This is a genomic window from Leptospira saintgironsiae (assembly GCF_002811765.1).
In the GTDB taxonomy this organism is placed as follows: Bacteria; Spirochaetota; Leptospiria; order Leptospirales; family Leptospiraceae; genus Leptospira_B; species Leptospira_B saintgironsiae.
The window spans coordinates 163,855-189,276 of sequence record NZ_NPDR01000002.1 but is presented as its reverse complement, the minus strand read 5'-3'; the positions used below and the strand labels follow the sequence as shown (position 1 = coordinate 189,276).

Annotated in this window: 21 protein-coding genes and 2 pseudogenes; 1 reads left to right on the top strand and 22 read right to left on the bottom strand. The window is 41.1% G+C overall.

The window, feature by feature from the left end:
• Nucleotides 1–117 precede the first annotated feature (117 nt).
• The 22 genes and pseudogenes from CH362_RS05855 to rimP form a co-directional block, all read right to left on the bottom strand.
• On the bottom strand, nt 118–723 hold the full coding sequence (locus tag CH362_RS05855) for a riboflavin synthase (protein ID WP_100709443.1): 606 nt from the start codon (nt 721–723) through the stop codon (nt 118–120).
• The gene (locus CH362_RS05850) at nt 708–2,009 is read right to left on the bottom strand and encodes a bifunctional diaminohydroxyphosphoribosylaminopyrimidine deaminase/5-amino-6-(5-phosphoribosylamino)uracil reductase RibD (protein ID WP_100709442.1); all 1,302 of its coding nucleotides are present in this window, start codon (nt 2,007–2,009) and stop codon (nt 708–710) included. The genes CH362_RS05855 and CH362_RS05850 overlap by 16 nt, the downstream gene beginning before the upstream one ends.
• Nucleotides 2,006–2,944 carry a protein translocase subunit SecF gene (gene secF / locus CH362_RS05845; RefSeq protein WP_100709441.1) on the bottom strand — a complete coding sequence of 313 codons (939 nt, stop codon included), beginning with the start codon at nt 2,942–2,944 and terminating at the stop codon, nt 2,006–2,008. The genes CH362_RS05850 and secF overlap by 4 nt, the downstream gene beginning before the upstream one ends.
• On the bottom strand, nt 2,937–4,877 hold the full coding sequence (gene secD, locus CH362_RS05840; RefSeq protein WP_100709440.1) for a protein translocase subunit SecD: 1,941 nt from the start codon (nt 4,875–4,877) through the stop codon (nt 2,937–2,939). The genes secF and secD overlap by 8 nt, the downstream gene beginning before the upstream one ends.
• 10 nt (nt 4,878–4,887) lie before the next feature.
• Complete coding sequence (locus tag CH362_RS05835; RefSeq protein ID WP_100709439.1) at nt 4,888–5,598, bottom strand: SRP-less Sec system protein; 711 nt, start codon at nt 5,596–5,598, stop codon at nt 4,888–4,890.
• A gap of 40 nt (nt 5,599–5,638) precedes the next feature.
• A complete protein-coding gene (yajC, locus tag CH362_RS05830; protein ID WP_100709438.1) occupies nt 5,639–5,977 on the bottom strand; it encodes a preprotein translocase subunit YajC in 339 nt (112 codons plus the stop codon).
• Nucleotides 5,978–6,031: 54 nt separating this feature from the next.
• Complete coding sequence (trpD, locus tag CH362_RS05825) at nt 6,032–7,042, bottom strand: anthranilate phosphoribosyltransferase (RefSeq protein WP_100709437.1); 1,011 nt, start codon at nt 7,040–7,042, stop codon at nt 6,032–6,034.
• Nucleotides 7,032–7,766 (bottom strand): CDP-diacylglycerol--glycerol-3-phosphate 3-phosphatidyltransferase, encoded by a 735-nt coding sequence (gene pgsA / locus CH362_RS05820; RefSeq protein ID WP_100709754.1) that lies wholly within the window; start codon nt 7,764–7,766, stop codon nt 7,032–7,034. The genes trpD and pgsA overlap by 11 nt, the downstream gene beginning before the upstream one ends.
• Nucleotides 7,763–9,088: a 30S ribosomal protein S12 methylthiotransferase RimO gene (rimO, locus tag CH362_RS05815; protein ID WP_100709436.1), complete on the bottom strand. Its 1,326-nt coding sequence runs from the start codon at nt 9,086–9,088 to the stop codon at nt 7,763–7,765. The genes pgsA and rimO overlap by 4 nt, the downstream gene beginning before the upstream one ends.
• 8 nt (nt 9,089–9,096) lie before the next feature.
• Nucleotides 9,097–10,224 (bottom strand): helix-turn-helix domain-containing protein, encoded by a 1,128-nt coding sequence (locus CH362_RS05810; RefSeq protein ID WP_100709435.1) that lies wholly within the window; start codon nt 10,222–10,224, stop codon nt 9,097–9,099.
• Between the two features lie 25 nt (nt 10,225–10,249).
• Nucleotides 10,250–10,981 (bottom strand): LolA family protein, encoded by a 732-nt coding sequence (locus CH362_RS05805; protein WP_100709434.1) that lies wholly within the window; start codon nt 10,979–10,981, stop codon nt 10,250–10,252.
• Nucleotides 10,982–11,083: 102 nt separating this feature from the next.
• Nucleotides 11,084–12,538: pseudogene (locus tag CH362_RS19570) on the bottom strand (DNA translocase FtsK); the annotation flags it as partial.
• A 945-nt stretch (nt 12,539–13,483) separates the two neighbouring features.
• Nucleotides 13,484–13,939, bottom strand: a pseudogene (locus CH362_RS19565) (DNA translocase FtsK 4TM domain-containing protein); the annotation flags it as partial.
• A 59-nt stretch (nt 13,940–13,998) separates the two neighbouring features.
• Entirely contained in the window at nt 13,999–14,433 is a 435-nt protein-coding gene (gene dut, locus CH362_RS05795; protein WP_100709432.1) for a dUTP diphosphatase, read from the bottom strand.
• A gap of 1 nt (nt 14,434) precedes the next feature.
• Entirely contained in the window at nt 14,435–15,727 is a 1,293-nt protein-coding gene (locus CH362_RS05790) for a M16 family metallopeptidase (RefSeq protein ID WP_100709753.1), read from the bottom strand.
• Nucleotides 15,728–15,767: 40 nt separating this feature from the next.
• Complete coding sequence (pnp, locus tag CH362_RS05785) at nt 15,768–17,855, bottom strand: polyribonucleotide nucleotidyltransferase (protein ID WP_100709431.1); 2,088 nt, start codon at nt 17,853–17,855, stop codon at nt 15,768–15,770.
• Between the two features lie 12 nt (nt 17,856–17,867).
• A complete protein-coding gene (gene rpsO, locus CH362_RS05780; RefSeq protein ID WP_100709430.1) occupies nt 17,868–18,134 on the bottom strand; it encodes a 30S ribosomal protein S15 in 267 nt (88 codons plus the stop codon).
• A gap of 51 nt (nt 18,135–18,185) precedes the next feature.
• Nucleotides 18,186–19,112 carry a tRNA pseudouridine(55) synthase TruB gene (gene truB, locus CH362_RS05775; protein ID WP_100709429.1) on the bottom strand — a complete coding sequence of 309 codons (927 nt, stop codon included), beginning with the start codon at nt 19,110–19,112 and terminating at the stop codon, nt 18,186–18,188.
• A complete protein-coding gene (gene rbfA, locus CH362_RS05770; RefSeq protein WP_100709428.1) occupies nt 19,069–19,422 on the bottom strand; it encodes a 30S ribosome-binding factor RbfA in 354 nt (117 codons plus the stop codon). The genes truB and rbfA overlap by 44 nt, the downstream gene beginning before the upstream one ends.
• 7 nt (nt 19,423–19,429) lie before the next feature.
• Nucleotides 19,430–22,111 carry a translation initiation factor IF-2 gene (gene infB, locus CH362_RS05765; protein WP_100709427.1) on the bottom strand — a complete coding sequence of 894 codons (2,682 nt, stop codon included), beginning with the start codon at nt 22,109–22,111 and terminating at the stop codon, nt 19,430–19,432.
• A 69-nt stretch (nt 22,112–22,180) separates the two neighbouring features.
• Nucleotides 22,181–23,551, bottom strand: a complete 1,371-nt coding sequence (gene nusA, locus CH362_RS05760) for a transcription termination factor NusA (protein ID WP_100709426.1) — start codon at nt 23,549–23,551, stop codon at nt 22,181–22,183.
• 2 nt (nt 23,552–23,553) lie between these two features.
• A complete protein-coding gene (gene rimP / locus CH362_RS05755; protein WP_244280507.1) occupies nt 23,554–23,979 on the bottom strand; it encodes a ribosome maturation factor RimP in 426 nt (141 codons plus the stop codon).
• 315 nt (nt 23,980–24,294) lie between these two features.
• Between rimP and CH362_RS05750 the strand changes: the two genes are divergently transcribed.
• Nucleotides 24,295–25,422, top strand: a complete 1,128-nt coding sequence (locus CH362_RS05750) for an LIC_12708 family protein (protein ID WP_100709424.1) — start codon at nt 24,295–24,297, stop codon at nt 25,420–25,422.

The following is a 25,422-nucleotide window of genomic DNA, read 5'->3' as shown; positions in this document are numbered from 1 at the left end:
TTCCACCTCATTTCTTGGACTGTTTTTTTTCCATGATAAATCCTGGCCGGCCCGGAAAAGTGAGACTGATAGTTGGTAATTCGAACCAAGGATACAGTTTTGGGAACGACTCCCGGTCTATTTATAATTACCGAGTTGCTCTAAATATCTCGCGATCAGGTCTACCTCTAAGTTTACCTTGGCCCTGACTTTCCATGCTTCCGAGGCATTGGTGACAATAAGAGTCTCTGGGATCAAAACTAGTTCAAACTCTCCCGGTTTAGAATCCACTATGGTGAGAGAAATTCCGTCTACAGTTACGCTACCCCGGACCGCAAAATATTTGGTGAAAGAAGGATCATGAGAAATTACGAACCTTCTGACTTTGCCTGAATCTTTTTCTTCGGAAAGAAGAATAGTACCTGTTAGATCCACATGGCCAGTCACAAAATGTCCACCCATTCTGGTATGAGGCTGGACTGATCTTTCTAAATTGATTTTTGTTCCTACTTGAAAAGATCCGAAATTGGTGAGCTCTAAAGTTTTATAAGAAGAATAAAACTCGAATTTGTTTCCTGCGTCTTGGAAAGAAGTTACAGTATGGCAGGCGCCGTTGACCGAAATAGAGTCACCGTTTTTAAGATCAGGATCTTTCCAGGTAGTTATTACCTTAAATATTTTACCATCTCCAGTGTCTTGGACGGATTCAATTTTTCCGGTAGTCTCTATTAGTCCAGTGAACATCTTCCCAACTCCCAAAGATCAGAACCAAGTTCTGCCTTCCATTCCATGGAAAATTTTCCCTTCCATTCAGGCAAGATTCCTTTTGGAAAAGAAACAGTATTCGATCTGATTTGTAAGATTGCATCATCTTCCGAAAGTATGGGAGAAAATAGTTTGTACAGAAAATTTCCACCTTCTACGAGTGCAGTGTTGATCTCCCAAGAATGTAAAACTTCTAAAATTCTTGTGATATCGGAGAAAGAAACCTTCTCTAACGGAAACTTAGAAAGGTTTTCTAATACACTTAAGAATTTCGGATCGTAAGATTTTTTCTCATCCAAGAAGAATGCAGCGTTCTTCTTTCCGACACGATCGTTTATCTGATTTTGCTTTTCTAAAAAGTTTTGGCTGATAAAATTTTGATCCGGCAAAAAGAAAACCCTAAGTGGTTGATAATCTTTTTCTTTTTCTTTATGGATCTGGAGTATATCTGGATTAGAAGAATATTTTAAAACGGCAGAGACGAGTCCGGAAAATCCTTTGCAGGAGTTCCTACCTATATTTAGATTAACACTTGCATTTTGATTCACACTGGCATTCTCAGACACACTCAAAATCTGTGGTGAGAATTTCGGCAAAGAAGAAGGTATTCTAAAATCCAAACCCGGATCGTCTACTCTCACAGTATTCGGCCCGACCAAGATCGTATCCACTTTAGCTCTTAGCATAGAAAGAAATACATCTGACTCGGAAGAAGATATTTTCTCCCTGAGACCTTCTCCTGAACTGAAATAACCTTCTTTGCTGAGAGAAGTTTTGAGTAAAAATGCGGGCCTTCTTCTTTCAATCCTGGATCTGAAACCAAATAGAAATTTAGAAGAGATTTCGGCTAACTCAGTATTTTCAATAATATCAACACCGATCTCAGTTAGTTTACTCAAACCAGAACGCGAAGAGACCAAAGGATTCGGATCCTTCCATCCGTATTCCAAACGAACAGGTTTTTCTTCCAGAAATAGATCAATACAAGGAGGGGTTTTGCCATAATGAGAGCAAGGTTCTAAGGTTACGTATGCATTATGAGAAGGTAATATTCCATTCGGAAATTTTTCTCGAAGCAAACGATATGCTTCTCTTTCTGCATGGTTTTGTCCGTTTTTTTGTGTGGAAGCAGAGGCGAGGATCTCACCTGTATTTGCGTCTTCTAAAACGCAGGCCACCGGAGGATTCGGGCTAGAATATCCGGTGGAGATAAAGGAATAGCGAGTCAATTCCTCCCGAATAGAATCCGGGAGGAGAGCGCTCAAGAGCGTTTCCACCTCTTACTCAGAGTATCGTAGATATCTACGAGAGGTGCTGCAATGAATACTGAGGAGAATGTTCCAAGAATGATCCCGAAGGTAAGAACATAAGCGAAGTCATACAACTCTACTGCTCCACCGATAATGATCGCAACCACGGAAATCAAAGTCGCTACTGAAGTATTGAAAGTTCTGGAAAGTGTTTGGTTAATCGAAAGATTGATTACCTGAGAGAAAGTATCTCTTAAGTTCCCAGCATTTTCACGGATCCTGTCGAATACCACGATAGTATCGTTGATAGAATATCCGAGTAATGTCAAAAGAGCCGCGATGATAGGAACGCTCGGCTTAATCTGGAAAAATCCGATAAACGCGATTGTGATCACCAAGTCATGAATTAGAGCTAAGATTGCTCCCAATGCAAACTTGAATTGGAAACGGAAGCTCAAATAGATCATGATGAAGAAAAGAGTTAAGGCTAATAGAGAGACCCCTGTGGAAGTCAACTCGGCCCCTACTACGGAACCAACTTGGTTCGCAGATAGGATTTTCTTTTTTTCTAATTTAAAGTCTTCTTGTAAAAGACCGATCAATGCATCGATCGCAGAAGCTTGTTTGGCTTCGATACTATCTTTACCTTTTCTTTCTATATAAAGTTGTTTGATCTGGTCAACCGATCCCAAACCGATATCGATTTGATAATCGTTTTTATCCTTATCCATTAGGACCAAAACAGCTTCTAAGTTTTTAGTGGAGAAATATTCCTCCAAGTTTTTACGTTCTACATTCTCAGGGAATTCAACAACGGCTCTTAAACCTCCATCAAAATCCAAAGAAGTAGCGAACCCACCATATTTTCCGAAAGTAACTCCAAACCCGACCGCGATCAGGATAGTAGAGAAAGTAATGGATACGTATTTATATTTTATAAAATCAAACATTTTTGGACTCCAGTTTTTTGAATCCTATCTGGAGTTTACGAACTCCAAATTTGTTTACCAATAGATCCATGATCATTCTACTCAAGAACAAGGAGGTAAACAGGGAAGTGATGATACCCCAACAAAGAGTGATCGCAAATCCTTTGATTGGACCGTTTCCAAGTTTGATCATCAAAATACCTGAGATCAAAGTTGTAACGTTACTGTCCATGATCGTCCAGAAAGCGTTCTCAAAACCTTGAGCAACTGCTGCAGAAACATGTTTTCCTGCTGCGAGTTCTTCTTTGATCCTTTCATAGATAATAACGTTAGCATCCACAGCCATACCCACTGTGAGGATAATCCCCGCAAAACCAGGCAAGGTCAGAGTGAATCCCATCAAAGAAAGAAGTGCCATCAGCACGATCACGTTCACAAGAAGTGCAATATCAGCAACCAAGCCGGACAATCTATAGATAATCAGCATGAATATGATCACTAGAGCAAATCCTAAAAGAACCGCCTTTAATCCAACTTCGATAGATTCGATCCCTAAAGTAGGACCGATAAATCTCATTTCTAAAACGTTCAATGGGATTGGAAGCGCACCCTCACTGATCACGTTTGCAAGGTCAGTTGCTTCTTTTTGACCAAACTCTCCGTCGATCTGAGCGTTACCACCTGCGATAGGACTACGAATTACTGGATCAGAGATAACTTTGTCTCCCCAAACGATCGCAAGTTGTCTTCCTACGTTTTTGGAAGTGATATCAAAAAATTTCTCTGCACCTTGAGAAGTTAAGGAGAAGGAAACGTAATAGGAAAGTCTGTTTTGGTCGTAACTTTCACGTGCATTTCTCATGTCCTTTCCATCCAGAGAGATAGCTCTTTCCAGAACTACGAATTCTCTAGGAAGAAGAGATGCCTTAGGGTTATTTGCCCTGGACCATTTTACGTACAATTTATATTTTTCAGGGATATTGTACTTCTTCTCCATAGCTGCAAGGAATCTATCCTGCTCGTCTTTTCCCAGTTTTTGTTTAACAATATTCTGGAATTTAACGATCTCGGTTTCTTCCTTTTTACCTTGATTCATGAGTGTCATTTCTTCCAACTCAATCGCGTCGTGGTAAGTTCCTCTAGAGTTTGCATTGGAATCAGAAGGTTCTCGCAATCTGTATTCCACTGTTTCAGTGTTTCTAATAATATCTAAAATTTGAGAAGAGTTGCTAACACCAGGTAAAGAAACCTCGATAGAATCTTGGTCCTTCTGGATACGCACCTGAGGCTCAGTCAAGTTTTGGTTGGTCAAACGGTTGTCGATGATCAACTTCGCTTTTTCCAACTCAGCAAGCTTTCTGCTAGGAGTTAATTCGAAATAACTTTCGATCTCTTTTAGTTTGTCCTGAGCTTCTTTTCTTTCTTTTTCGGAAAGATTAGTATCAGCTTTTTTACGAGTAAGTTCTTCGATCTCTTTTGTATAAGAATCTTTTAATTTAGAAGTATAGTCGTCGAAATCACCTTTCAGAACGACTCTCATTCCACCTTGTAAGTCCAATCCCAAACGGATCGCCAAAGGTCTTCCACCGAAAATATATTCTTCTACCAAAGTAGGTCTAAGTTTGTTCTTAGGTTCTAAGATCAGTTCCTGGTTTTCTTGAGAAAGCTGGTTGATCTTTGCGGAAGTGATAAATCTTCCTTTGACTAAATAATAATCCTGCTCTGGGAAAATGTTAGGATCAGGTTCTATTTGCCAATCGCCTTTCGGGTTATAATCGGTTTTCCATCTTTCCGCAAAATTGGAAAGTATGTCTTTGCGGGTTTCTTCCGGTAATTGTTTAAATTCTTTTCTTACTGCGAGTTCCAATTCCCTTTCGGCGAAGTTTGGATAAAGAAGCGTCAATGAAGACGCTACTACCAGTATTGGAACAAAAATCCATTGGACAGATTTCAAATTCGGACTCCTAGTCTCTTCTCACTTTATTGATGGTCACAGGCGAACGCCTAGTGACTCGTGCACCTTTGGCTCTGAATTGGTATAAAGCAAAAGCAAGTATGATTGCTATGATTATGATCCCTTTTTTATGTTCAGAGAAAAATCCGGCGATAGCACCTTGTTCTTTTTGCTCAGCAGCCTTTCTTTTCTCTTCTTCTTTTTTCTTATCGTCTCCGAGTTTTAGGATCTCTCCCAACTTCTCTCTGATAGAAATATCTTCTTTAGGTAAAGAAGAGGCGCTAGCATTAAACCCAGGCAAATTTTTCGGACTTAAATTTGTTTCTTCATTTAACCAGTACGGCTTTTGGATTTCAGCCGAAACTTCAGGATTAGAAACTTCTTTGTTTAGATTTCTCTCAGTAGTTTCATTCGGTCCATTAGGATCTCCTGAATTTTTTCCCTGAGTAGGATCTTCCGGTGCGATTTCCGGATCTACTTTTTTCTTGGACTCAGATTCTTTCTGCTCTGTCTCTTTGGACTCGACAGCCTTCTTCTTTTTACCTGCATTCTTCTTTACTTTTTTCTTTCTAGAAGCTTTTGCAAGAGGAGTCTTTTTGGAAGAAGTAGTTGTCTTCTTAGGTTCGGAAACCTTATCCAAAAAGTCGATTTCTTCTCCGTCCTGTCCAAAAATTGGAAGGGTTAAAGAGAAACAAAGAAGGAAGCATAGGATCTTATTCATGAGTCGCACCGGTTATACTGATACTATCGGAAAAAGGGAATTACGCCTCTTTCTCTTTTTCCTTCTTTCTTAAAATCGTGCTGGAATTGAAGGTAACGTTGGTGTCCTTAGCGATTGCCAAAACAACAGATTCGTTATTGTCCTTAAATTCTACCACCTTACCATGGATCCCGGAAGAAGTGATGACTACGTCCCCTTTTTGTAGGCTCTCAATCATCGATTTTCTTTTCTTTTCCTCGTTTCTTTGAGGGCGGATCACTATAAAATACAGAATGATAAATAGGATCGGGATGAATAATAGAGTATTAAATCCGCCACCTTGTGCTCCAGCTGGATCAGCTTGGGCTAATATTAGTAAATTTTGAAAATTGCTAAGCATGATGAAACCTGTGTTTCCTTATTTGGTCCTTTTTGAGACCAGTATTTTCCTTTATTATCCCTTGGTAATTAAATTTTGAAAGAAGGCGCCTGTTTTTCCGGAAGCCAACTGTTCCAACGCTGTTTTGTATCCATCTAGGATAGAACTAGCTTTACCCAGGGTGAAAAGTCCAGCTCCCGCATTCAAAGCGACCGCGTGGGTGCCTGCAATCTTCTCTCCTGCCAGGATCTTTCGAGCCAAAGACTCTGCTTGGTCCGGCCCGCTTGTGAATACTTCTGCAGGATTTAGATCTTTTACACCCAGATCTTTAGGATCGAAGTCTTTTCTGGAGATGACCCCGTCTTCTAATAAAGTATAATCCGTCTTTTCGAAAATGGAGAATTCATCCAGTCCGTCTCTAGAATGACATACTAGAGCTCTTCTCAAACCTAAACCTTGTAAAACTCGGATAAAAGTTTCAGTCAACTCAGGCTCGTATACTCCAATGATCTGGTACTGAGGTGAGAATGGATTACTTAGAGGTCCAATCATATTGAATAAAGTCCTAAAACCTAATTCTTTACGAACAGGACCCGCAAACTTCATAGATGGGTGCCACATGGGAGCGAATAAGAATGCAAATCCGTTATCAACTAAGTGTGACTCAACTTCTTCTTGGGTTTTTTCAGTATTATAACCAAGTCTTCCTAGAATATCACTGGAACCAGTATGAGAAGAAACAGAACGGTTTCCATGTTTTGCAACTTTGATCCCAAGAGAAGAAATCACAATCGCTGAAAGTGTGGAAATGTTTACAGTACCTTTTCCATCACCTCCGGTTCCGCAAGTATCCAGCATATCAAAAGGAAAAACTGTTTTAGGTTTGAGCGCGTTACGGCGAAGAGCCAAACAGAAACCCAATAGTTCATCTACTGTTTCTCCTTTTGCTCTCATTGCGGTCAAAAAAGAAGAAAGTAGGATCTCGGATACTTCTCCCTTCATTACGGAATTGATAGTAGTTTCCGCTTCTGAAACTGTAAGATGTTTTTTTTCTAAAACTTTGATGATAGCTTGTCTAATTTCCATTTTTACCGAAGGCCCTCCGTATAGAGCTGTAACGGATCACTTCCCTATTTGAGAGCAAATAACGAATTCCTGAAAGTACGGTGATCAGAGTGGTCAAAAGCATTCCGAAATACGGAACAAATCCTCCCAATCCGAATACTAACTCATTCCAGCCAGGGGCACCGTTTTCCTGCCAAACCTTAACGAATGCAACTGCGTTTTCAGAAGCGATCCCAAAAACGGTCATTCCTGCAAGTTTGCCACTTTGGTAAACCTCGTTGATCAGAATTCTTTTATTCGAAGAAACTAATATAAAGAAGATCAGAATTAGAATAATTGCTCCCATCTGGAAGGCAGTCTTTACCTTTCCAAGCATGGTGGTCCGGATTGATTTTCCCAAACGGATCGCGAGATAACGCAAAGTTGTAATAAGCATATCTCTTCCGATGATGAGTATTACCATCCAAAGTTCGATTTGCTCATGAAGAAATATGAATGTGGTAAAACAACCTACTACAATGATCTTATCTGCAAGTGGATCCAAAAATTTTCCGAACTCGGTCTCTTGTTTCCATTTTCTAGCCAGGTAACCATCAATAAAATCTGTGAGAGATGCGAGAGAAAATAAAACCAGAGCGGCGATATGGTAAGCCTGCTCCTTCTGGTACAAGAACCAGATGAAAAAAGGAAGAGAAGCTACTCTCAGTACGGTAAGAGCGTTGGGTAAGTTAATATTCGGATTCAAGATTCCAACCAAGTTCCCATCATGTCGTATTCGTAAAAAGATTCGATTTTCACTTTCCCGATTGTTCCTGGTTTTAAGGAAGGATCTTCTACATAAACCACTTCGTCTATTTCAGGAGCATCTTGCAAACGTCTGACAATTGCTGTGTTACCTTCCAGTCCATCTACGATCGCAGTATAAGTTTTACCTATTCTGGATTCGTGGATCTCTTGTAGGATTTTCAAATGGGCATCTCGGATCAGATTGATCCTTTTCGCCTTCTCCTTATCAGAAACTGTTTGAGTAAGATCTGCACCTTTAGTTCCTTCCTGAGGAGAATAAGAGAATAAATTCAGTTTTTCAGGACGAGTTTCTTCTACAAAACGTAGGATCTCATCCACATCTTCTCCTGTTTCTCCAGGAAAACCTAAGATGAAAGAAGTTCTGATCTCAAGATCAGGTCTCATTTCTCTTGCAAGAGAATATAAATCCCTGAATTGGGAATATCCCCCACTTCTATTCATGTTTTTTAATACTCTTTCGGAAACATGTTGGAGAGGAGATTCTAGATAAGGAGCGATCTTAGGGGTTTCGCCCATGAGTCTTAGGATTTTTTCAGTCTTCTTATCAGGGTATAAATATAATAATCTTAAAATTTCAAGATTTTCGATATCCGAAACAGCTTTGATCATATCCAAAAGTTTGTCTGAATCTTTTCCGTAATACACTGTATCTTGGGAAACTAAACAGATCTCTTTTGCACCTGCAGCGATCGCTCTTTTAGTATCTTTTAGGATTTCTTCTAAAGGAGAATCTACGAATTTTCCACGAAGAGATGGAATGATACAGAATGCACAACCCCTGTTACAACCATCCGAAACTTTTACATATGCATAAGGTTTGGAATAATTTTCTATCTCAGGAGAAAGTTTCATCCTCTCTACGATATCTAAATTGAATTCGGTTTTTGCAGGAGAAGAAATATCTCTACGGAAAGCCTCTTTGATGATCTTTCCAGCTTGGGAATATTTTCCGGTTCCAAAAACCAGATCCACTTCCGGGATCTCTGCTGAGATATCTTTAGGATATCTTTCAGCAAAACATCCTACTACGACTAACTTCTGGCCTTCTTGTTTTTTGGCGTGGGCAGCACCAAGTATTGTTTGGATGGTTTCTTCCGTAGCAGAGCGGATAAAAGTACAGGTATTGATCAGATGGAAGTCAGACTCTTCCGGTTTTGTAGCCGGAAGAAAACCTTCTTCCAAAAGGGAGTGGTGCATGCTCATGGAGTCCACGGTATTTTTGGGACATCCAAGAGTGGTAATGTAGAACTTTTTATCCAAACGAAGCCTTACTCGCCCAACTCCTTAATGATAAACTGAGTGCTATCGTAAGGGTTTGGTGTTTTTATATAAACTTTCTTAACTAATTTTCCGGGGCGTCCTAAAACCACTTTAGGTTTTCCGTTTTGGATCATCTCCACTGCGGAACCATCACCTACTTTGATCTCCAGACGATCTTTCGCTTCTAGAGTTTTATTTTCTCCACCTTGTACAAGACCTCTAAATCCCATTTGACCATCGATCATGAACTCAGCGTAACTTGGCTTAGAGAAAAATAATGTAACTTGGATCGGAACGTCACCTAAAGTTTTGGTGGAATCCTCTCCTTGAGGATTAGACTGTACAGTAGTACCTTGTTTTTCTTCTTCACTTAAAGAAACTAAAACTTTTGCAGAACTTCCAGTCACACTTTGAGCGGCGATTCGGATACTTCTACGCAAGGAAGAAATTTCAGGAATAGAATAGCTAAGAACCTTTTCTTGTCCTTCGGACAATCTGAATTTATAAACAGTCAATTCAGGATACACATTAAAAGCAAGAACTGCAGTGTTCGTATCAGATCCTTGTTCTACGGAAGAAATGAAAAGTTTACACTGTTGGTTAGAAGCACTGAAGCTCACACCTTGGTTCGCTGTTAAGATAAAACTTTCAGGTCTTGTTTCCGGAACAGAACGATTGATAAAATCTATGTTTTCAGGGATCTCTAACCTTCTTCCACTTTCTTCCGCGACATCGTCACCAGAAGAAGAGCTATCGATAAAGGTATAAAGTAGAACTGCAGCAATTGCCACCATCAGAACAGAGATAGCAGTGATTAGTTTGTTCTTATCGAAATTTAGATCATAATAAAAATTAGAAGTAGGTTTGGTGAGTTCTTCCAGAGGAGCTTGAGATTCTTCTATCTTCTCACCTCTGTATAAATTGATCAGCATCCCCGTATCTAACTTTAAATAACTACCGTAGTTTTTTAGGAAACCTATGGTAAAAGTTTCTCCGGGGAACTGAGCATAGTCCTCAGTCTCCAATGCGAGAATATACTTAACGGAAATATTCGTATCCTTAGATACGTCCTTTACAGTGAGCTTTTTTTCTTCCCTAGCCTCTCTAAGGATTTGCCCTACTCGTTTCTGATTCAATTTCGCTCTCCTTTCCTAGGAAGATTTATTCTTCCGACACCAAGGGGTTATTTACGATTTTAGAATTACCGTCAGGGCGGAAATTAAATACTCCGTCCTCGATATCAGCATTCGGATCTAATCCGAAAAATTCTACAGTAGTAGTCTTGCCTCTTCCGTCACTTGCAACTGCCTTTTTAATAAAGGAAGTTTGAGCATCTACATAGAGGGTCATAGTTTCATAACCGCCGATCTTCTCTCTTTGTTCCAAAGCCAATACGAAATATTGACGATTGTCTTTAGGAGAGATCTGAGGTTGTTCTATGGACTCGAATTTATAATGATACTTTCTGAAAATCCTGGAAAGACCCTCTTCCGTCATTGGAGAAAAAATAGGTCCAGATTTATTAGATTTATTTAATGTAAGATCTTGCTTTCCTGCAGCATTCAATCTTTTGATAAAGATCCAAAGAGTTTTGCCATCAGAAACGATCTCATCACCGGAAGGATCTGAAAATTCATATTTGATCTTTCCACCCTTCTTATAATAGCAGACACCTTTTTTAGTGACCACTTTTTTGTTCGATTCCGTTTGGATCACGAAATCAGCCTTGTAAGATTTTAGGTCCGAAAAAGTTTTTCTGACTTTTTTAACCACTTCGGAAGGTGAATTCCAATGGTGTTTTGCGGATGACTGAGCGCCTAGAGAGAAGCTGCCGAATAATACGGTCAGGCATAAGGCGATAAATATAGAACGATTGCTTAAGGTATCTTTCATTCTCAGGTAATGCAGGGATTTTTTTCCAGGATGGCGAGTATCCGCCTCACTGTCACTTGGTTTCTTTTCCCGGCCTGGAAATTCCTAGACCGGGTCGAATTTTCAAGCGGACCTTAAAATTTCCCGTCCCTTAGATCCCAGAATCGGAGAAACGTATCCCCTTTCTTCCATTAATTCCATGATCCGGGCGGCCCTGTTATAGCCGATTTTCAAACGTCTTTGTAAGTAGCTTGCGCTTGCCTTTCTATCCGTTCTTACGATTTCCCAAGCCTTATCAAATAGTTCCTCATCCATCTCTTCTGCGGATTCAGATTCGGTTTCTTCTTCCAAATCGAATTCTACATAGGTAGGAGCTCCGTATTTTTTGGCCTCTTCTACGATCTTCTCGATCTCTTCTTCGGAGATAAATGGAGCCTGGATCCTTGCCAGGTCCGCAGAAGTAGGAGACTTGTACAACATATCTCCTTTTCCAAGAAGTGACTCTGCGCCATTCATATCCAGGATGATCTTAGAGTCAGTTTTTTGGGCCACATGGAATGCAATCCTTGCAGGACAGTTCGCTTTGATAAGACCAGTGATCACATCCACAGAAGGTCTTTGGGTCGCCATCACCAAATGGATCCCAACCGCTCTGGACTTCTGGCTGATACGAGTGATCGCATCTTCCAAATCTTTTCCGGAAACCATCATTAAGTCAGCAAGCTCGTCAATGAACACCACAAGATAAGGCATTTTATTATAACCTTCTTTGTGATAATGTTCCTCTACCTTCTCATTATAAGAACGGAAGTCCCTACATTTCAATTGGGATACTGCCTCATAACGTGCCTCCATCTCTTGGATCACCCAAGAAAGAGATTTGGTTGCCTTACGAGCATCTTTGATCACAGGCATAAGAAGATGAGGAATATCTTCGAACAGAGTAAGTTCCACCATCTTAGGGTCTATCATGATAAAACGAACTTCTTCTGGAGAAAGATTTAAGACCAGAGAAGCTATCATCGCATTCAAACAAACAGATTTACCTGAACCTGTAGTTCCTGCCACAAGCAAGTGAGGAAGTTTGTTCAGATCTATGGATACAAGTTTACCCGAGATATCCTTCCCGATTACAATATTTAGATCTTTTTTAGGTTTAGGCGCTAAAGAAGAACGTAATATATCTCCTAAGAAAACATCTTCTCTATGTTTGTTAGGAACCTCGATACCAATCGTGGATTTACCTGGAATAGGAGCAACGATACGAATATTCTTAACTGCAAGATACATTCTAAGCTCGTCAGTCAAAGAAGTGATCCTTCCCAGTTTCACGCCAGGAGGAGGAGTAAGTTCATAACGAGTGATGATTGGACCTCTTTCCCAACCTACTACCTTAGCCTCATATCCGTACACTTTTAGAGCGTTCTCAATCTCGAAAGCAACCTTTTCAGATTCAACTTTGAAAAGTGCATCTTGCACTTTTGTAGGATTACTCTTTAAACGATTCAGAGGAATATGATACACAGAACGTTTAGAACGGAATACTGGCACCATAGAAACTGGAGTAAATGGAAGTTCAGACTGTTTCGGTTTCTTTTCTGCAACCGGAGTAGGAGCTACAACAGGAGAAGGTAACGTACTTGGAATTACCACCTCCGGTTCGATAACCGCCTTAGGTTCCTCTACTTCTGCAATTTCTTCCAACTCGTCAGAGTCTTCTGTTTCTTCCTCGTATTCTTCTTCCGAATCTTCTAACTCCTCGTCTTCCTCTTCGGTCCATTCTTCAAGCTCTTCGCCTTCTTCTTGGAAGTATTCTTCTTCGCCGGAGATTTCTTCTATAATTTCTGTATTAGAAACAAATGGTTGGGTTTCTTCTTCCAATTCTTGTGTTTCAGGAGCAGTATGCAAAACTTCTTCTTTAACATAAGTAGCTTGAGTAGAAGTTTCACTTCTAAGATCCAAGATCTCCCAGGCTTTTTTAGATGTGGCTGTAATATCTTCTTTTCTTTCCTGAACTCCATATACTTTTTCTACAAGGCGAGAAGAAGCAGTTTGGAATTGGAAAATCTTTCGATCATCTTCAAAAAATCCCTGGAGAAGACCAGAGTTTCTATATTGCACATTAGATTCTTTTAACTCTGCAGGTTTAGAATTACCTTTTGCTTTTTGAATATATGATTCTAAATTTGTAGGAGTTTTCACTGGATTTTGTTTCTCCGAAGGAGGACCCGAAACTTCCCTGCGAAACCAAGGAGGTACGTTTTCTTCTGAAACTTCAGTGTTTGTTTCTTTCCATGAACTAACTGAATTCATCATACCTGCAAGACCTTTGGACCAATCAGCCGATTTGGTTTTTGAAAATGTTGGTTCGTAATTTTCGAACTCTTCTTCTTTTTTGGTTCTTCCACTCATATAACCGGAAAGCCATTGCTCCTTCCAGTCCCGGCCACTTTGCGCAAGAAGCCTTCCTAAAAAATGGACCGGAGATTCGTTCAAATAAACAAGTATGCCGTAAAAATAGACCACGAAATGGATCAGAAGTCTTCCTGTAGAACCAAGAAGATATTCCAAGGCCACAGCTAATGCTTGGCCAAGAACTCCACCGTTAGATGCAAATGGAACTGTAGAAACATTTCCGAAAACGTTCAGGCTCACTGCAACCGCGAGTAAGAACAAAGGAATAGTAAGAAGTTTGTTAGTCACATCCTGACTAGGTTTTGCGAGAAGGATCCCACCAGTCAGAATAAGCATGATCCCGGGAACAAAGGATGCATTCCCGAATAAATATAAAAATCCCCAGGAAAGATAATGGCCGAGCCTACCAAAAAGGTTAGCTTCCACTCCATTTTCGGCGATGGTAAAAGAACCCAGAGATAGGGTGAGAAAAATCCCTGTGAAAAGTAGAAGATACGGCAATGCCGCCCGCCCCTTTTCCCAAATCGCTATATTTTGTCCGATAATTTGGTCCCTTCTATCCATACCTCCTAAGAATCGGCAGAAATCAGGAATCTGAAAAGAGACAAAATACTGAAAAAAGGTTAGAAACCGGTGCTACCGAAACCGCCCTCTCCTCTTTCTGATTCAGGAAGTTCATTCACAAGTTCCCAATCAGTATGCCAGGTGCGGCGGATCAAAAGTTGAGCAATCCTAGTTTTATCTTCCAGAAGATAAGGCTCTTTTCCCAGATTCAGCAGAGGAACCATCAATTCTCCTCTATAATCGGAGTCGATTGTGCCAGGAGTATTCGGGATAAGAATTTTGAATTTAGTAGAAAATCCGGAGCGAGGTCTGATCTCAAAATGAAATCCTTCCGGGATCGCAAAAGAAAGTCCTGTAGGAACTAAAACTACTTCTCCAACAGGTAATGTCAGAGTCGATTCCAAACAAGCAGCAATATCATAACCTGCGGAACCTGAAGTTTTGATCTCCGGAAGAAGAGCCTTCTCTTTTAATTTTCTAATTGGGATTTTCATATTAGTACGAATAGGATCCGAAAATAGATTTTATTTTTTGCTCTTCTTTCGGCTTTAATTTTGCCAAAACGGAAAGATGTAACTCAGGAAGTGCAAATATTTTTCGAACAGTTTGATTGATCTCTTCTTTAGTTACTGAATGGATCTCTTTGATCCTATTTTCTAAAGAATTGTATTTTCCATAATAGAGCTCTTGGAAAGCGATATTATTCATTCTACTTTCTGTATGCTCGTAACCTATGGAAAGACTACCTTCATGATTGGTCTTGGCATCTTTCAATTCTTGGGAAGTAACTCCCTTATCTACAAAAAGTTTAACTTCTTCTAAGATTAATTCCAGACTTTCTGCAAATCTTTCTTTGGAAGTGGAACATACGATCGAATTGATCCCTACATCACGATAAGAAGAAGGATAACTTGTAATATGATAACAGAGCCCTTTTTCTTCTCTGACTTTTTGGAATAAACGAGAAGACATTCCCCCACCTAAAACATGCGTAAGAAGAGAGAGCCTAGTAGCATCATGAAAATTACGAGGAAAACCTTCTCCGCCTAAAATAAAATAAGCCTGTTCTGTTTCCTTATTACCTTTGCGGAAATATCCGAATTCTTTTTTAGGAGTTTCGAATGTTCCTTCTTTTCCCTTTTTAACGGAACGGGCGAAATATTTGGAAATCAGATCAAATACAAATTCCGGTTCATAATTTCCAGAAAGAGAAAGTATCATATTCTCCGGATGATAATAGGTTTCGTAAAAGTTCCTAAGACTAGAAGAAGTTACTCCTCTGATCGAGGCTTCAGTCCCTATAATATCTCTTCCTAGAGAATTTTCTCTGAATAAATTATTATAATAAAAATCGTGGATTGCGTCTTCTGGAGAATCTTCATAACCTTTCATTTCTTCCAAGACAACTTCCGCTTCTGTGCGAATATCTTGGTCTCTAAACAAAGGTTGGAACATCATCTCTGAAAGTAATTCCAATCCGAGTTCCAGATCTCTGGAAGCTAAGGTTGCATGAAAGTAAGTGTATTCTCTAGAAGTGGCCGCGTTGGAGTAAGCTCCTACTCTTTCCCAATCTTCCGCTTGTTGTTTTGCAGTTCGCTTTTCAGTGTCTTTGAAAAGCATATGCTCTAGGAAATGACAGTAACCAGCGTTTTCCAAAGTTTCAGACCTGGAACCCACTTTTACATACACTCCCATAGACACGCTTACTGAATAAGGAGCTCTTTGGAACAAGACTACAAGTCCGTTCCCTAATGTTATTTTATGATTTTTTTCTTCTAGAAAAACCAATGTACTACCCGGCGAAAAAATTTCGCCGGTCTTATTCACTTTAAACTTCGAGAGCGTCTCTTCTGGAAAGATCGATCTTACCTGTTTTATCCACGTTCAATACGCGGACACGGATGATCTCACCTTCTTTCACTACGTCTTTCACTGAATTCACACGTTTGGAATCCAATTTGGAAATATGGCAAAGCCCTTCTTTACCTGGTAGGATCTCCACAAAGGCACCGAAATCGGTGATACGTTTTACTTTGCCTTCGTAAATTTTACCTACTTCCACTTCTGCGAAGAAACCTTCTACCATGCCTGCAGCTTTTTCTGCCTGCTCTTGGTTAGCCCCAGCAATAGTCACTTTTCCATCGTCGTCAATATTGATATCCGCACCAGATGCTTCGATGATCGCGCGGATATTTTTACCACCTGGACCGATCAGTTCCCCGATACGATCTTTAGGTATATATTTTACGATAATTTTAGGAGCTGTGCGAGAAACTGAATCCGCTGCTTTGGAGATGGATTTTTCCATTACGTCCAAAATATGGAAACGAGCTTTTTCTGCCTGAGCAAATACTGCCTCAAGAACGTTAAACGCAACACCAGTTACTTTTAAGTCCATTTGGAAAGCGGTAATTCCTTTTCTGGTTCCTGCAATCTTACAGTCCATATCACCGAAATGATCTTCTAATCCTGCGATATCAGATAATACTGCAAATCTTCCGCTCTCATCTGAGAATAATCCCATTGCAATTCCAGAAACTGCGGACTTGATCGGAACACCCGCTGCCATTAGAGCCAATGATCCGGAACATACAGAAGCCATGGAAGAAGATCCATTGGATTCTAAAATTTCGGACACAACTCTGATCACATAAGGGAAATCATCCGGCTTAGGAAGAACTAGTTTAAGAGCTCTTTCTGCCAAGTTTCCGTGACCGATCTCTCTACGACCTGGTCCAGAAGATCTTCTTACTTCTCCTACTGAGAATGCAGGGAAGTTATAATGAAGCATGAAGTTCTTTTCTTTCTGACCTTCCAATGTTTCATAACGTTGGTTGTCAGATGCAGTTCCAAGAGTAACTGTTCCCAAAGACTGGGTTTGGCCTCTTGTAAATACTGCAGAACCGTGAACTCCTGGAAGAGGGCTCATCTCTACGCTGATATTTCGGATCTCGTCCAACTTTCTTCCGTCGAAACGAACTCCTTCTTTTAATACCTGCTCTCTTACGATCTCATACTCGAGTTCATGTAAGAAGTTTTTGATGTCCTTGATCTTTTCAGACTCGGTTACGGTTTCTTTGAAGTGTTCTACAACTTCTTTGTTTGCATTAGAAATTTCTTTATTACGAGAAGCTTTATCTGCAGTTTTATTTGCAGCAGAAACCTTATCGAATGCATATTTGCGAACTTCGCCTAAAAGAGTTTCATCTTTTACTCTGAGTTTAACTTCTTTTTTAACTACAGCGAGTTCTTTCGCCCAAGATTCTTGAAGTTCTACAAATTTAGCGATATGTTGGTGAGCAAACTTTAATGCTTCCAACATTTCAGAGTTAGATAATTCTTTTGCCTCTCCCTCTATCATTACGATATGGGTTTTAGTTCCTGCAACTACCAGATCCAGATCAGAATTCAGGATCTCTTTGTTACTAGGGTTGATCACGAGTTCTCCGTTAATTCTTCCTACTCTTGCTCCAGCGATTGGACCATTAAAAGGAATATTAGAGATCGTTAATGCAGCAGAAGCAGCATTAAGCGCGTGACCAGCTGTAGAAATTTCGTTATCCGCAGAAAGAACAGTTACCTGCAATTGAACTTCGCAGAAATATCCTTCCGGGAAAAGAGGACGGATCGGTCTGTCGATGATCCTTGAATTTAAAACCTCATGCTCATAAGGTTTTGCTTCTCTTTTGAAATATCCGCCTGGGAATCTACCTACTGAATAAACTTTTTCAGAATATTCGCAAGTAAGTGGGAAGAAGTCTTGGCCTTCTTTAGGTTCGTCTGCGGCACAAACAGTTGCTAATAAAACTAGATTTCCGGTTTTATATACTACGGACCCGTGGGCTTGCTTCGCCCAATCTCCCGTTTCGAGAGTGATTGAATCACGGCCAAATTGGCCATTAATAGTTTTAGCCATAAGTGGACCCGGTTACTTGCGGAGTCCGAGAGCTTCGATTAGTTTTTTATAACGTTCTAGATCAGTACGTTTTAAGTATTCTTGTAATCTTTTACGCTTGCTGATAAGTTTAAGAAGACCGGTTTTAGAATGAAAATCTTTCTTATGAGTTTTAAAATGCTCGTTAAGATCTTTGATTTGAGCGTCTAGAAGAGCGATTTGGACTTCTGTTGAACCAGTGTCCGCTTGCCCTTTTGCAAATGTGGAAATAATTTGCTTCTTTTGTTCCGTAGTTACCATAGTTTGATTGTACCTGTTGCCAATTTTCGGGTGCCTAGCCCCCTGTCCAAGCTAAATTTTAGAAAAGACCTTCAAATATTTATACGAAAGGCTGCCAGGAAGTCCCTCCCTCCTACAATATGCCAAAATCTCTCCTTCCGGAGAGGTAAGTAGGAACTCCTGAGCTGGGATCCAGTCCAATTTGATCTTTTTCCCGTGAAAAACGTCTTTTACCTCGGTACTTGGGATCTCAACAGAGGGAATATCCAGGATCTCTTCCGGAGGATGAATGATTGCTTTGCCGAGTAGCAGTGCCTCGTAGGTATCAGCTTGTTCCAGCTTGAGTTTGCCCACCTTTGTCCTATTCAAGGACTTAAGACACATTGGGATCCCCGCTTCTTCAGCTATATCCATGACTAGCTTACGGATATAAGTCCCGCCAGAAACTCTGGTCTTTAATTTGAAACCTTCTGGGCAGAAGTCTCCCGCCGCGAATTCAAATATTTTGATTTTACGAATGCTTGGTGGAACAGAGATTCCTTCTCTAAATAATTTGGCTCTTCTCTGTCCTTGCACTTTTAGTGCAGAAACTTCTGGTGCGATCTGTTCTTCCCAACTAGAAACCTTGGAAAGAATTTCTTCCAATTTGGGTAAGGATTCCTCATACCATTTTTGGATTTTAGAAGTTTCCCAATCTTCTACAACTAAACCTTCTCTGTCTCCAGAGTCAGTGGAGAAGCCGAACTGTACGTCAGCCTCATACTCTTTGTCTTTTCCTAAAAATACTTGGGAGAAACTTGTAGAAGTGCCTACAGGTAGGACCATCAAACCGGAAGCAGCCTTGTCCAAGGTGCCAGTGTGACCTACTTTCCTTAGTCCAAGAGTTTTTTTGGCTTTTAAAACCAGATCGGAAGAAGTCATTCCAATCGGTTTATCCAAGAGCAAAAATCCGAATTCAGTCCGGATTTGTTGGTTTTCTCGTAAGTCGGAGGGATTCATCTAAACCTTGGATATATTCTTCGTCCCAAACAAAACTCATTTTGGGAGTGGCCCTAAGATTGAGTTTTGTGGAAAGAGTCGCGGCAAATTTACCCGCGGCACTATTTAATCCAGCGAGTAATTTTTCCTTTTTTTTGTCCGTTACGATAGCCGTTACGTACACCTTTAGATTTTTGGAATCGTCCGAGAGTTCCGATCTGTGAACGGAAACCATATGAACCCGAGGGTCCTTGACTTTTCCGGCCAGGATCATCATGGCGACGGTTCGAACCGTCTCCGCTTCGATTTTCCTTTTACGGATCGGATTCACTCTAACACTACTCCAGCTTCCGTTTTACTACAGTGACTGTATAAGCTTCGATCGTATCGCCTACTTTGAAGTCGTTATAGTTTTCTAACTGGATACCACATTCGAAATTGTTCACTACTTCGTTGACTTCGTCTTTGAATCTTCGAAGAGATTTGAGTTTTCCGTCGAACACTTGGACTCCATCGCTGATCACACGGATACCGGAAGCTTTTGTGACCTTTCCGGAAGTAACCATACAACCTGCGATATTTCCGATCTTGGAAACTTTGAAAACTTCTCTGATCTCTGCAGTTCCGATAACTTCTTCGATTCTTTCTGGTTCGAGAAGTCCTTCCATCGCCATCTTGATCTCATCCACAACCTGATAAATGATGTTGTAGTATTTGATCTGAACGCCTTCTTTCTCGGCGAGTGCAATGGTTTTAGGATTCGCACGAACATGGAAACCGATCACGATCGCGTTAGAAGCGGATGCAAGCATCACGTCCATATCCACGATAGCTCCCGCTCCGGACTGAATCACGTTCAGTTTTACATCCGAAGTGGAAAGTTTTTCCAGGGCTTCCTTGATCGCTTCTGCAGAACCACGAACGTCTGCTTTGATAATTACTTTTAGTTCTTTTAGTGCACCCTGTTTGATGAACTCGTTCATATTTTCCAGAGTGACTTTGGAACCTGCAGCTCCTGCGTTTCCAATTCTTTCGAATTCGATACGGTGTTGAGAGATGTTTCTTGCTTCCTTCTCGTCTTCCAGAGCGTCGAAAGGTGCTCCTGCATCAGGAACTCCGTCGAGTCCAGTTACCTGAACAGGGAACGCAGGTCCTGCTTCCTTGATCAGATGACCGTAATCATCATACATCGCACGAACTCTACCGGAGAATACACCGGCAACAAACGGATCTCCAACTCTAAGGGTTCCGTTTTGGATAAGAACTGTCGCTACTGCTCCGCGGCCCGGATCCAGTTTCGCTTCTACGATTGTACCTTTTGCTCTACGTTTAGGGTTCGCTTTCAGATCCAGAACTTCTGCTTGTAGAAGTACTGATTCTAAAAGTTTATCGATCCCGATATTTTCTTTCGCAGAGATCTTGCAATACATAGTGTCTCCGCCCCATTCTTCAGATTGAAGCCCATGGTTAGCGAGTTCCTGCATGATCTTATCAGGATTTGCAGCAGGTAGATCCACTTTGTTGATCGCAACTATGATAGGAACTTTTGCATCTTTCGCATGAGATAATGCTTCTAAAGTTTGAGGCATTACTCCGTCGTCAGCAGCAACCACTAAGATCACGATATCCGTAACCTTGGCTCCCCTTGCTCTCATAGAGGTAAATGCTTCGTGACCAGGAGTATCCAGGAAGGTGATTTCCCCTCTGGAAGTTTTTACCTGGTAAGCACCAATATGTTGTGTAATTCCACCTGACTCTGTATCGATGACGGAAGATTTACGGATAGTATCCAATAGTCTTGTCTTACCATGGTCAACGTGACCCATGATGGTAACGACTGGAGGCCTATGGAAATAATCTTCAGGACTATCTTTTTCTTCGTCGATTAGAGTTTCTTCATATAGAGAAACTACTTTTACCTTACAGCCATATTCATCAGCGAGAATGGATGCAGTTTCTGCATCGATGATATTATTGATGGTCACCATCATTCCCATTTTCATGAGTTTTCCGATGACATCTCCCGGCTTAAGATTCATTTTCTTAGCCAGTTCTCCTACTTGGACATTTTCCAAAAGAGTGATCTCTTTCGGTACGGAAACTCCAGTAGGCCCGCTTACTTTCTGTTTTCTATAATTCTGTCTGAAGAATCTAGAGTTTTCAGAACCTTCTGATCCCTCTGGTCTTCCGCCTCTATCTTTATCATTACGTTTTTTGCCGGAAGGAACTCCTCTTCCGCCTTCAACAGGTCCTAAACCTGGAGGTGGAGCTCCTGTTCCAGGGCCGCCTCTAAATCCGCCACCCTGACCGCCTGGACCACCACGGAAACCACCGCCTTGGCCGCCACCTGGGCCACGGAATCCTCCGCCCTGTCCACCTTGACCTCCGCGATATCCGCCACCGCCTTGGCCACCCTGGCCTCCACGATAACCGCCGCCGCCTTGACCGCCTTGGTATCCACCGCCCTGACCACCTTGGCCTCCGCGATATCCGCCGCCGCCTTGACCACCTTGGCCTCCGCGATATCCGCCGCCGCCTTGACCACCTTGGTAACCACCACCTTCACGATTTTGGTAACCTTGGTTTCCGTCTGAACGATTTCCACGGTAATTGCCGCCGCCGGATTCACCAGACTCTCTGTTCTGGTTGGAATAAGTCGGCCTTTGATTTGGACGAGATACTATAATATTATTGTCTTCTCTCTGGAATGGAGGTCTACCTTCTCCCAATATATGTTCAGGAGGAGCAGATCTTGGAACCGGAGGCTCTTGGCGAGTGCTTGGTTCCGGAAAGAGAGGTTCTTTTTTAGGAGGAGCAGAACTTTTAGGAGTGCTTGGAGAGGAGGAAGCTGCAGCAGCTGGTTTGTTTGGAGCTGGATCTGTAGAGGCCTCTTTCTTTGCAGAAGTAGAAGGCGTTTTGTCGTCCGGCTTCTTTTTGATAACCAGCTTCTTCTTCTTGCTTGCGTCAGCAGAAGCAGAGCCCTGGAGCTTTTCCTTGATTGATTTATTCTTTTCTTCCATATAATGTCCTGGTCAAGTACGCGATGTACTGAAAACGGGTCCTAAGCCCAACCCCTCAAAATTGAGAGATTAGCTCTCCTCCACCCACTCTACTGATTCTGCCAATATTCTAAGAATTTGTGCAGCAGTAGTCTGCCCGATACCGGAGAGTTTTGCCAAGTCATCTTGGCTGATCTCGATCAACGTCTCGACGTTATTGATCCCTGCGCTCCTTAATAGGCCAATCAAGCGTGTAGAAAGTCCAGGTAAATCTTCTAGAGCGGTTGCTCCATCATCATCTTCCTCTTCAGCAACTTCAGCTGGAGGACTGAATAATTTATCCAATCTCTCTCTCGCTTCTGGAGAAGAAAACTCTTCGTTATACTGGGCTATTGTTTTGATATCGATCCTAAATCCGGTTAACTGTGAAGCCAATTTTACATTGGAACCATTAATCCCGATTGCAAGAGATAATTGTTCCTCTGGAACGATTACCATTGCTTCTCTACCTGTCGAATCCGCCTTTACATCATAAGGTTTTGCCGGAGAAATCGCGTTTGCGATAAACTCTGTCGGGTCCGAAGAGTATTGAACGATATCTATTCTTTCGTTTCCTAATTCCCTAACGATGGACTGGATGCGAACCCCTTTCATACCAACGCAAGCTCCCACAGGATCAATATCTCCTCTGGTAGCATAAACTACTACTTTGGTACGAATGGAAGGTTGACGAGCCACGTTTACGATCTCTACGAGTCCATCGTAGATTTCTGGGATTTCCATTTCGAAAAGTTTACGAACAAAGTCCGCAGAAGCTCGAGAAAGAGTGATCACTGGGATCGGTTCTCTTGGACGAAGTTCAACTTTTTGTATGATTGCTTTTAGACGATCCCCGCTATGATATTTTTCTCCGGGGTTTTGCTCACGCTTAGGCATTACACCCTCGACCTTACCAAGATCGATGGACATAGCATCTTTTTTCCAACGTTGGAAATATCCGTGAGTCAGTTCGCCTTCTTTTGCTTTGTATTCCTGATACAGAAGTTCTTTTTCCATATCTCTCAAACGTTGGAATACCATTTGTTTTGCTTGAGATGAAATGATCCTGGAAAGCTCCATCGGCTTTTCTCTAAAATCCAGGACTTCTCCCACAGCTGCGTTAGGATAAACAGCCTTAGCGTCTTCTAAGGAAATTTCCAAACCGTTAGCAGGTGAAGACTCCACAACTTTGCGAGATACAATTATAACTACATTTTCTCCGTCTCCGGAGGAAGCAAATTCTACCTTGATCGGACTTTCCTCTTCTTCAAGAGTTTCGATGCCCGACTTCTTTTTGTACGCGGTAATCAAAGAGTCACGAATGACTCCCATCACGGCTTCCCTGTCTAGGGACTTGTCGGCACAAAATTGCTGGATTGCTTCCAACAGATTGACTTCGACTTCTTTTTTCTTAACTGCCATAATCAAATACTTACGTACAAATTTCCTTTCAGTATATCCTTCAATTCCAGAATGACTTCCTTTTTTTTAGAACCTTTTGTTTTCCTTTTGGAAAACAGTTCTAAAAAGATCTTGTCTTCTTTCCTATCCAGAATCTTAAAGATTCCTTCTTTATCGCCCGAACCTTCTAACTTATAGACGAGTCGGACCGGTATTCCACGGAATCTATCCAGATCCTCGGGAATCACCAGTTTTCTTTCCGCACCAGCGGAAGAAACCTTGAGAGTGTAGTTCAGATCCGGTGAGATCTGCTCCAACTCTTCATTCAGTTTTCTGGAAACTTGCTCACATTCCAGAAGGCTGACGGAACCGTACGGGTGTTCGAGGTGATCCAACTCTACCTCGATCAGCGTATGGTTTGGCCTTTGGCTAACCATGAGTGCATACAGCTTGACGGGAGTGAGAAGGATTCGATCTAAGATCGTTTCGATAACTTCTTTACTGACTGTCAATGCCGGCCTTACAGAGAGTCTCTGAACCGCTTCGTTTTGCCTCAAAAAAGAGGAAAAAACAACCTACAAAAACGGATTATCTCCGAAATTTTTAGGATTTCCCATACATTCAATGGGTGGTTCCCGATATTCATTCAAAATATTTTTGGCTGACCCTAGTGTAAAGTAAAAAATACGCCCAGTTCCGAGCCATCCCCTTGATACGAGCGAAATTGCTTGTTTTCATATAGTAAAAAGAAGGATGGTAACGAAATGTCCCGGGCAAACCAAAAATACCTTCCTTTTTTCTTATGTTTTATATTGGCGATAGGAGCTTGTTCCAAGTTCCGAGTGGATGATTATAATCCCTATTTATACGGAAGAGTTAAATTAGGAAAAGATTTAAAAGAATTACAAGTGAGCATAGTCAATCGGGTTCCGACAAATGTTCCGAACCAAGTTGCAGTTGCTTCCGGAGTGATTTACGTTCCTGACTTCGAACAATCATTGATTAAAGCATTCAATTCCGATGGAGATCTGAAGTTTGTGATCGGAAACTCCAAAGAAAAACAAGATAAGATCAAAGCTTATAATATCAAATTAGGAAGAATAGGACTCGTCACTGTTTCAGACGGAGATGATATTTACGTTCAATCCAGAGTTTCTAGAGAAGATGCTAAAGCAGATAAAGTAGCAGAAAATATTTACACAAAAAAATCCGGAGAATTCCGCACAGAAGTGGAAGAAGCAGTTCCTTCCGTAATTTTAAAAATAAATGATTCTGGAAAACTTTCCCAAACAATCTATGCTGATGGCGTAGGTGGCTCTGCTCCATTCGGCTATATAGAAAGAATGGAAGCAGGTAATAACGATCTATTATTCGTTTTTCATAGGCATAACGGCGCGATGAGACTCAGCATTTTTGACGAGTCTGGAAAATTAAAACAAAAGGTAGAAGGTTCCGATTTCAAAGATTCCTTGAACCAAGGAGAGGCCTACACTTGGTATGTTGATACTTTCATCTCTCATCCTGATGGAGATTATATACTCGGATCTTTTAGTTTTTACGAAACCAAATCCGGAAGATTCAAAAACAGAAAAATCTTAAAATACGAACTCAAAGACAAAAGGATCACTCCGATCAAAGAGATCCAAGACCCTTCAGAAACATTATATTGGGTCCTTAATAATGATAATTTTTTCATCTGGGAAACAGAAGTAGAAGAAGGTAATTCTATCAGACTCCAGGTTCACGATGAAGACGGAAATCATGTGAATAATATCCGTCTCAACTACCCTCCTCCTCGCGGACTTTGGAGAGAAACGTGGATGGATACAAATGACGAAATTTATTCCATGAAGATCAGATCTGGTTATTTAGAGATCCATAAATGGAAATAA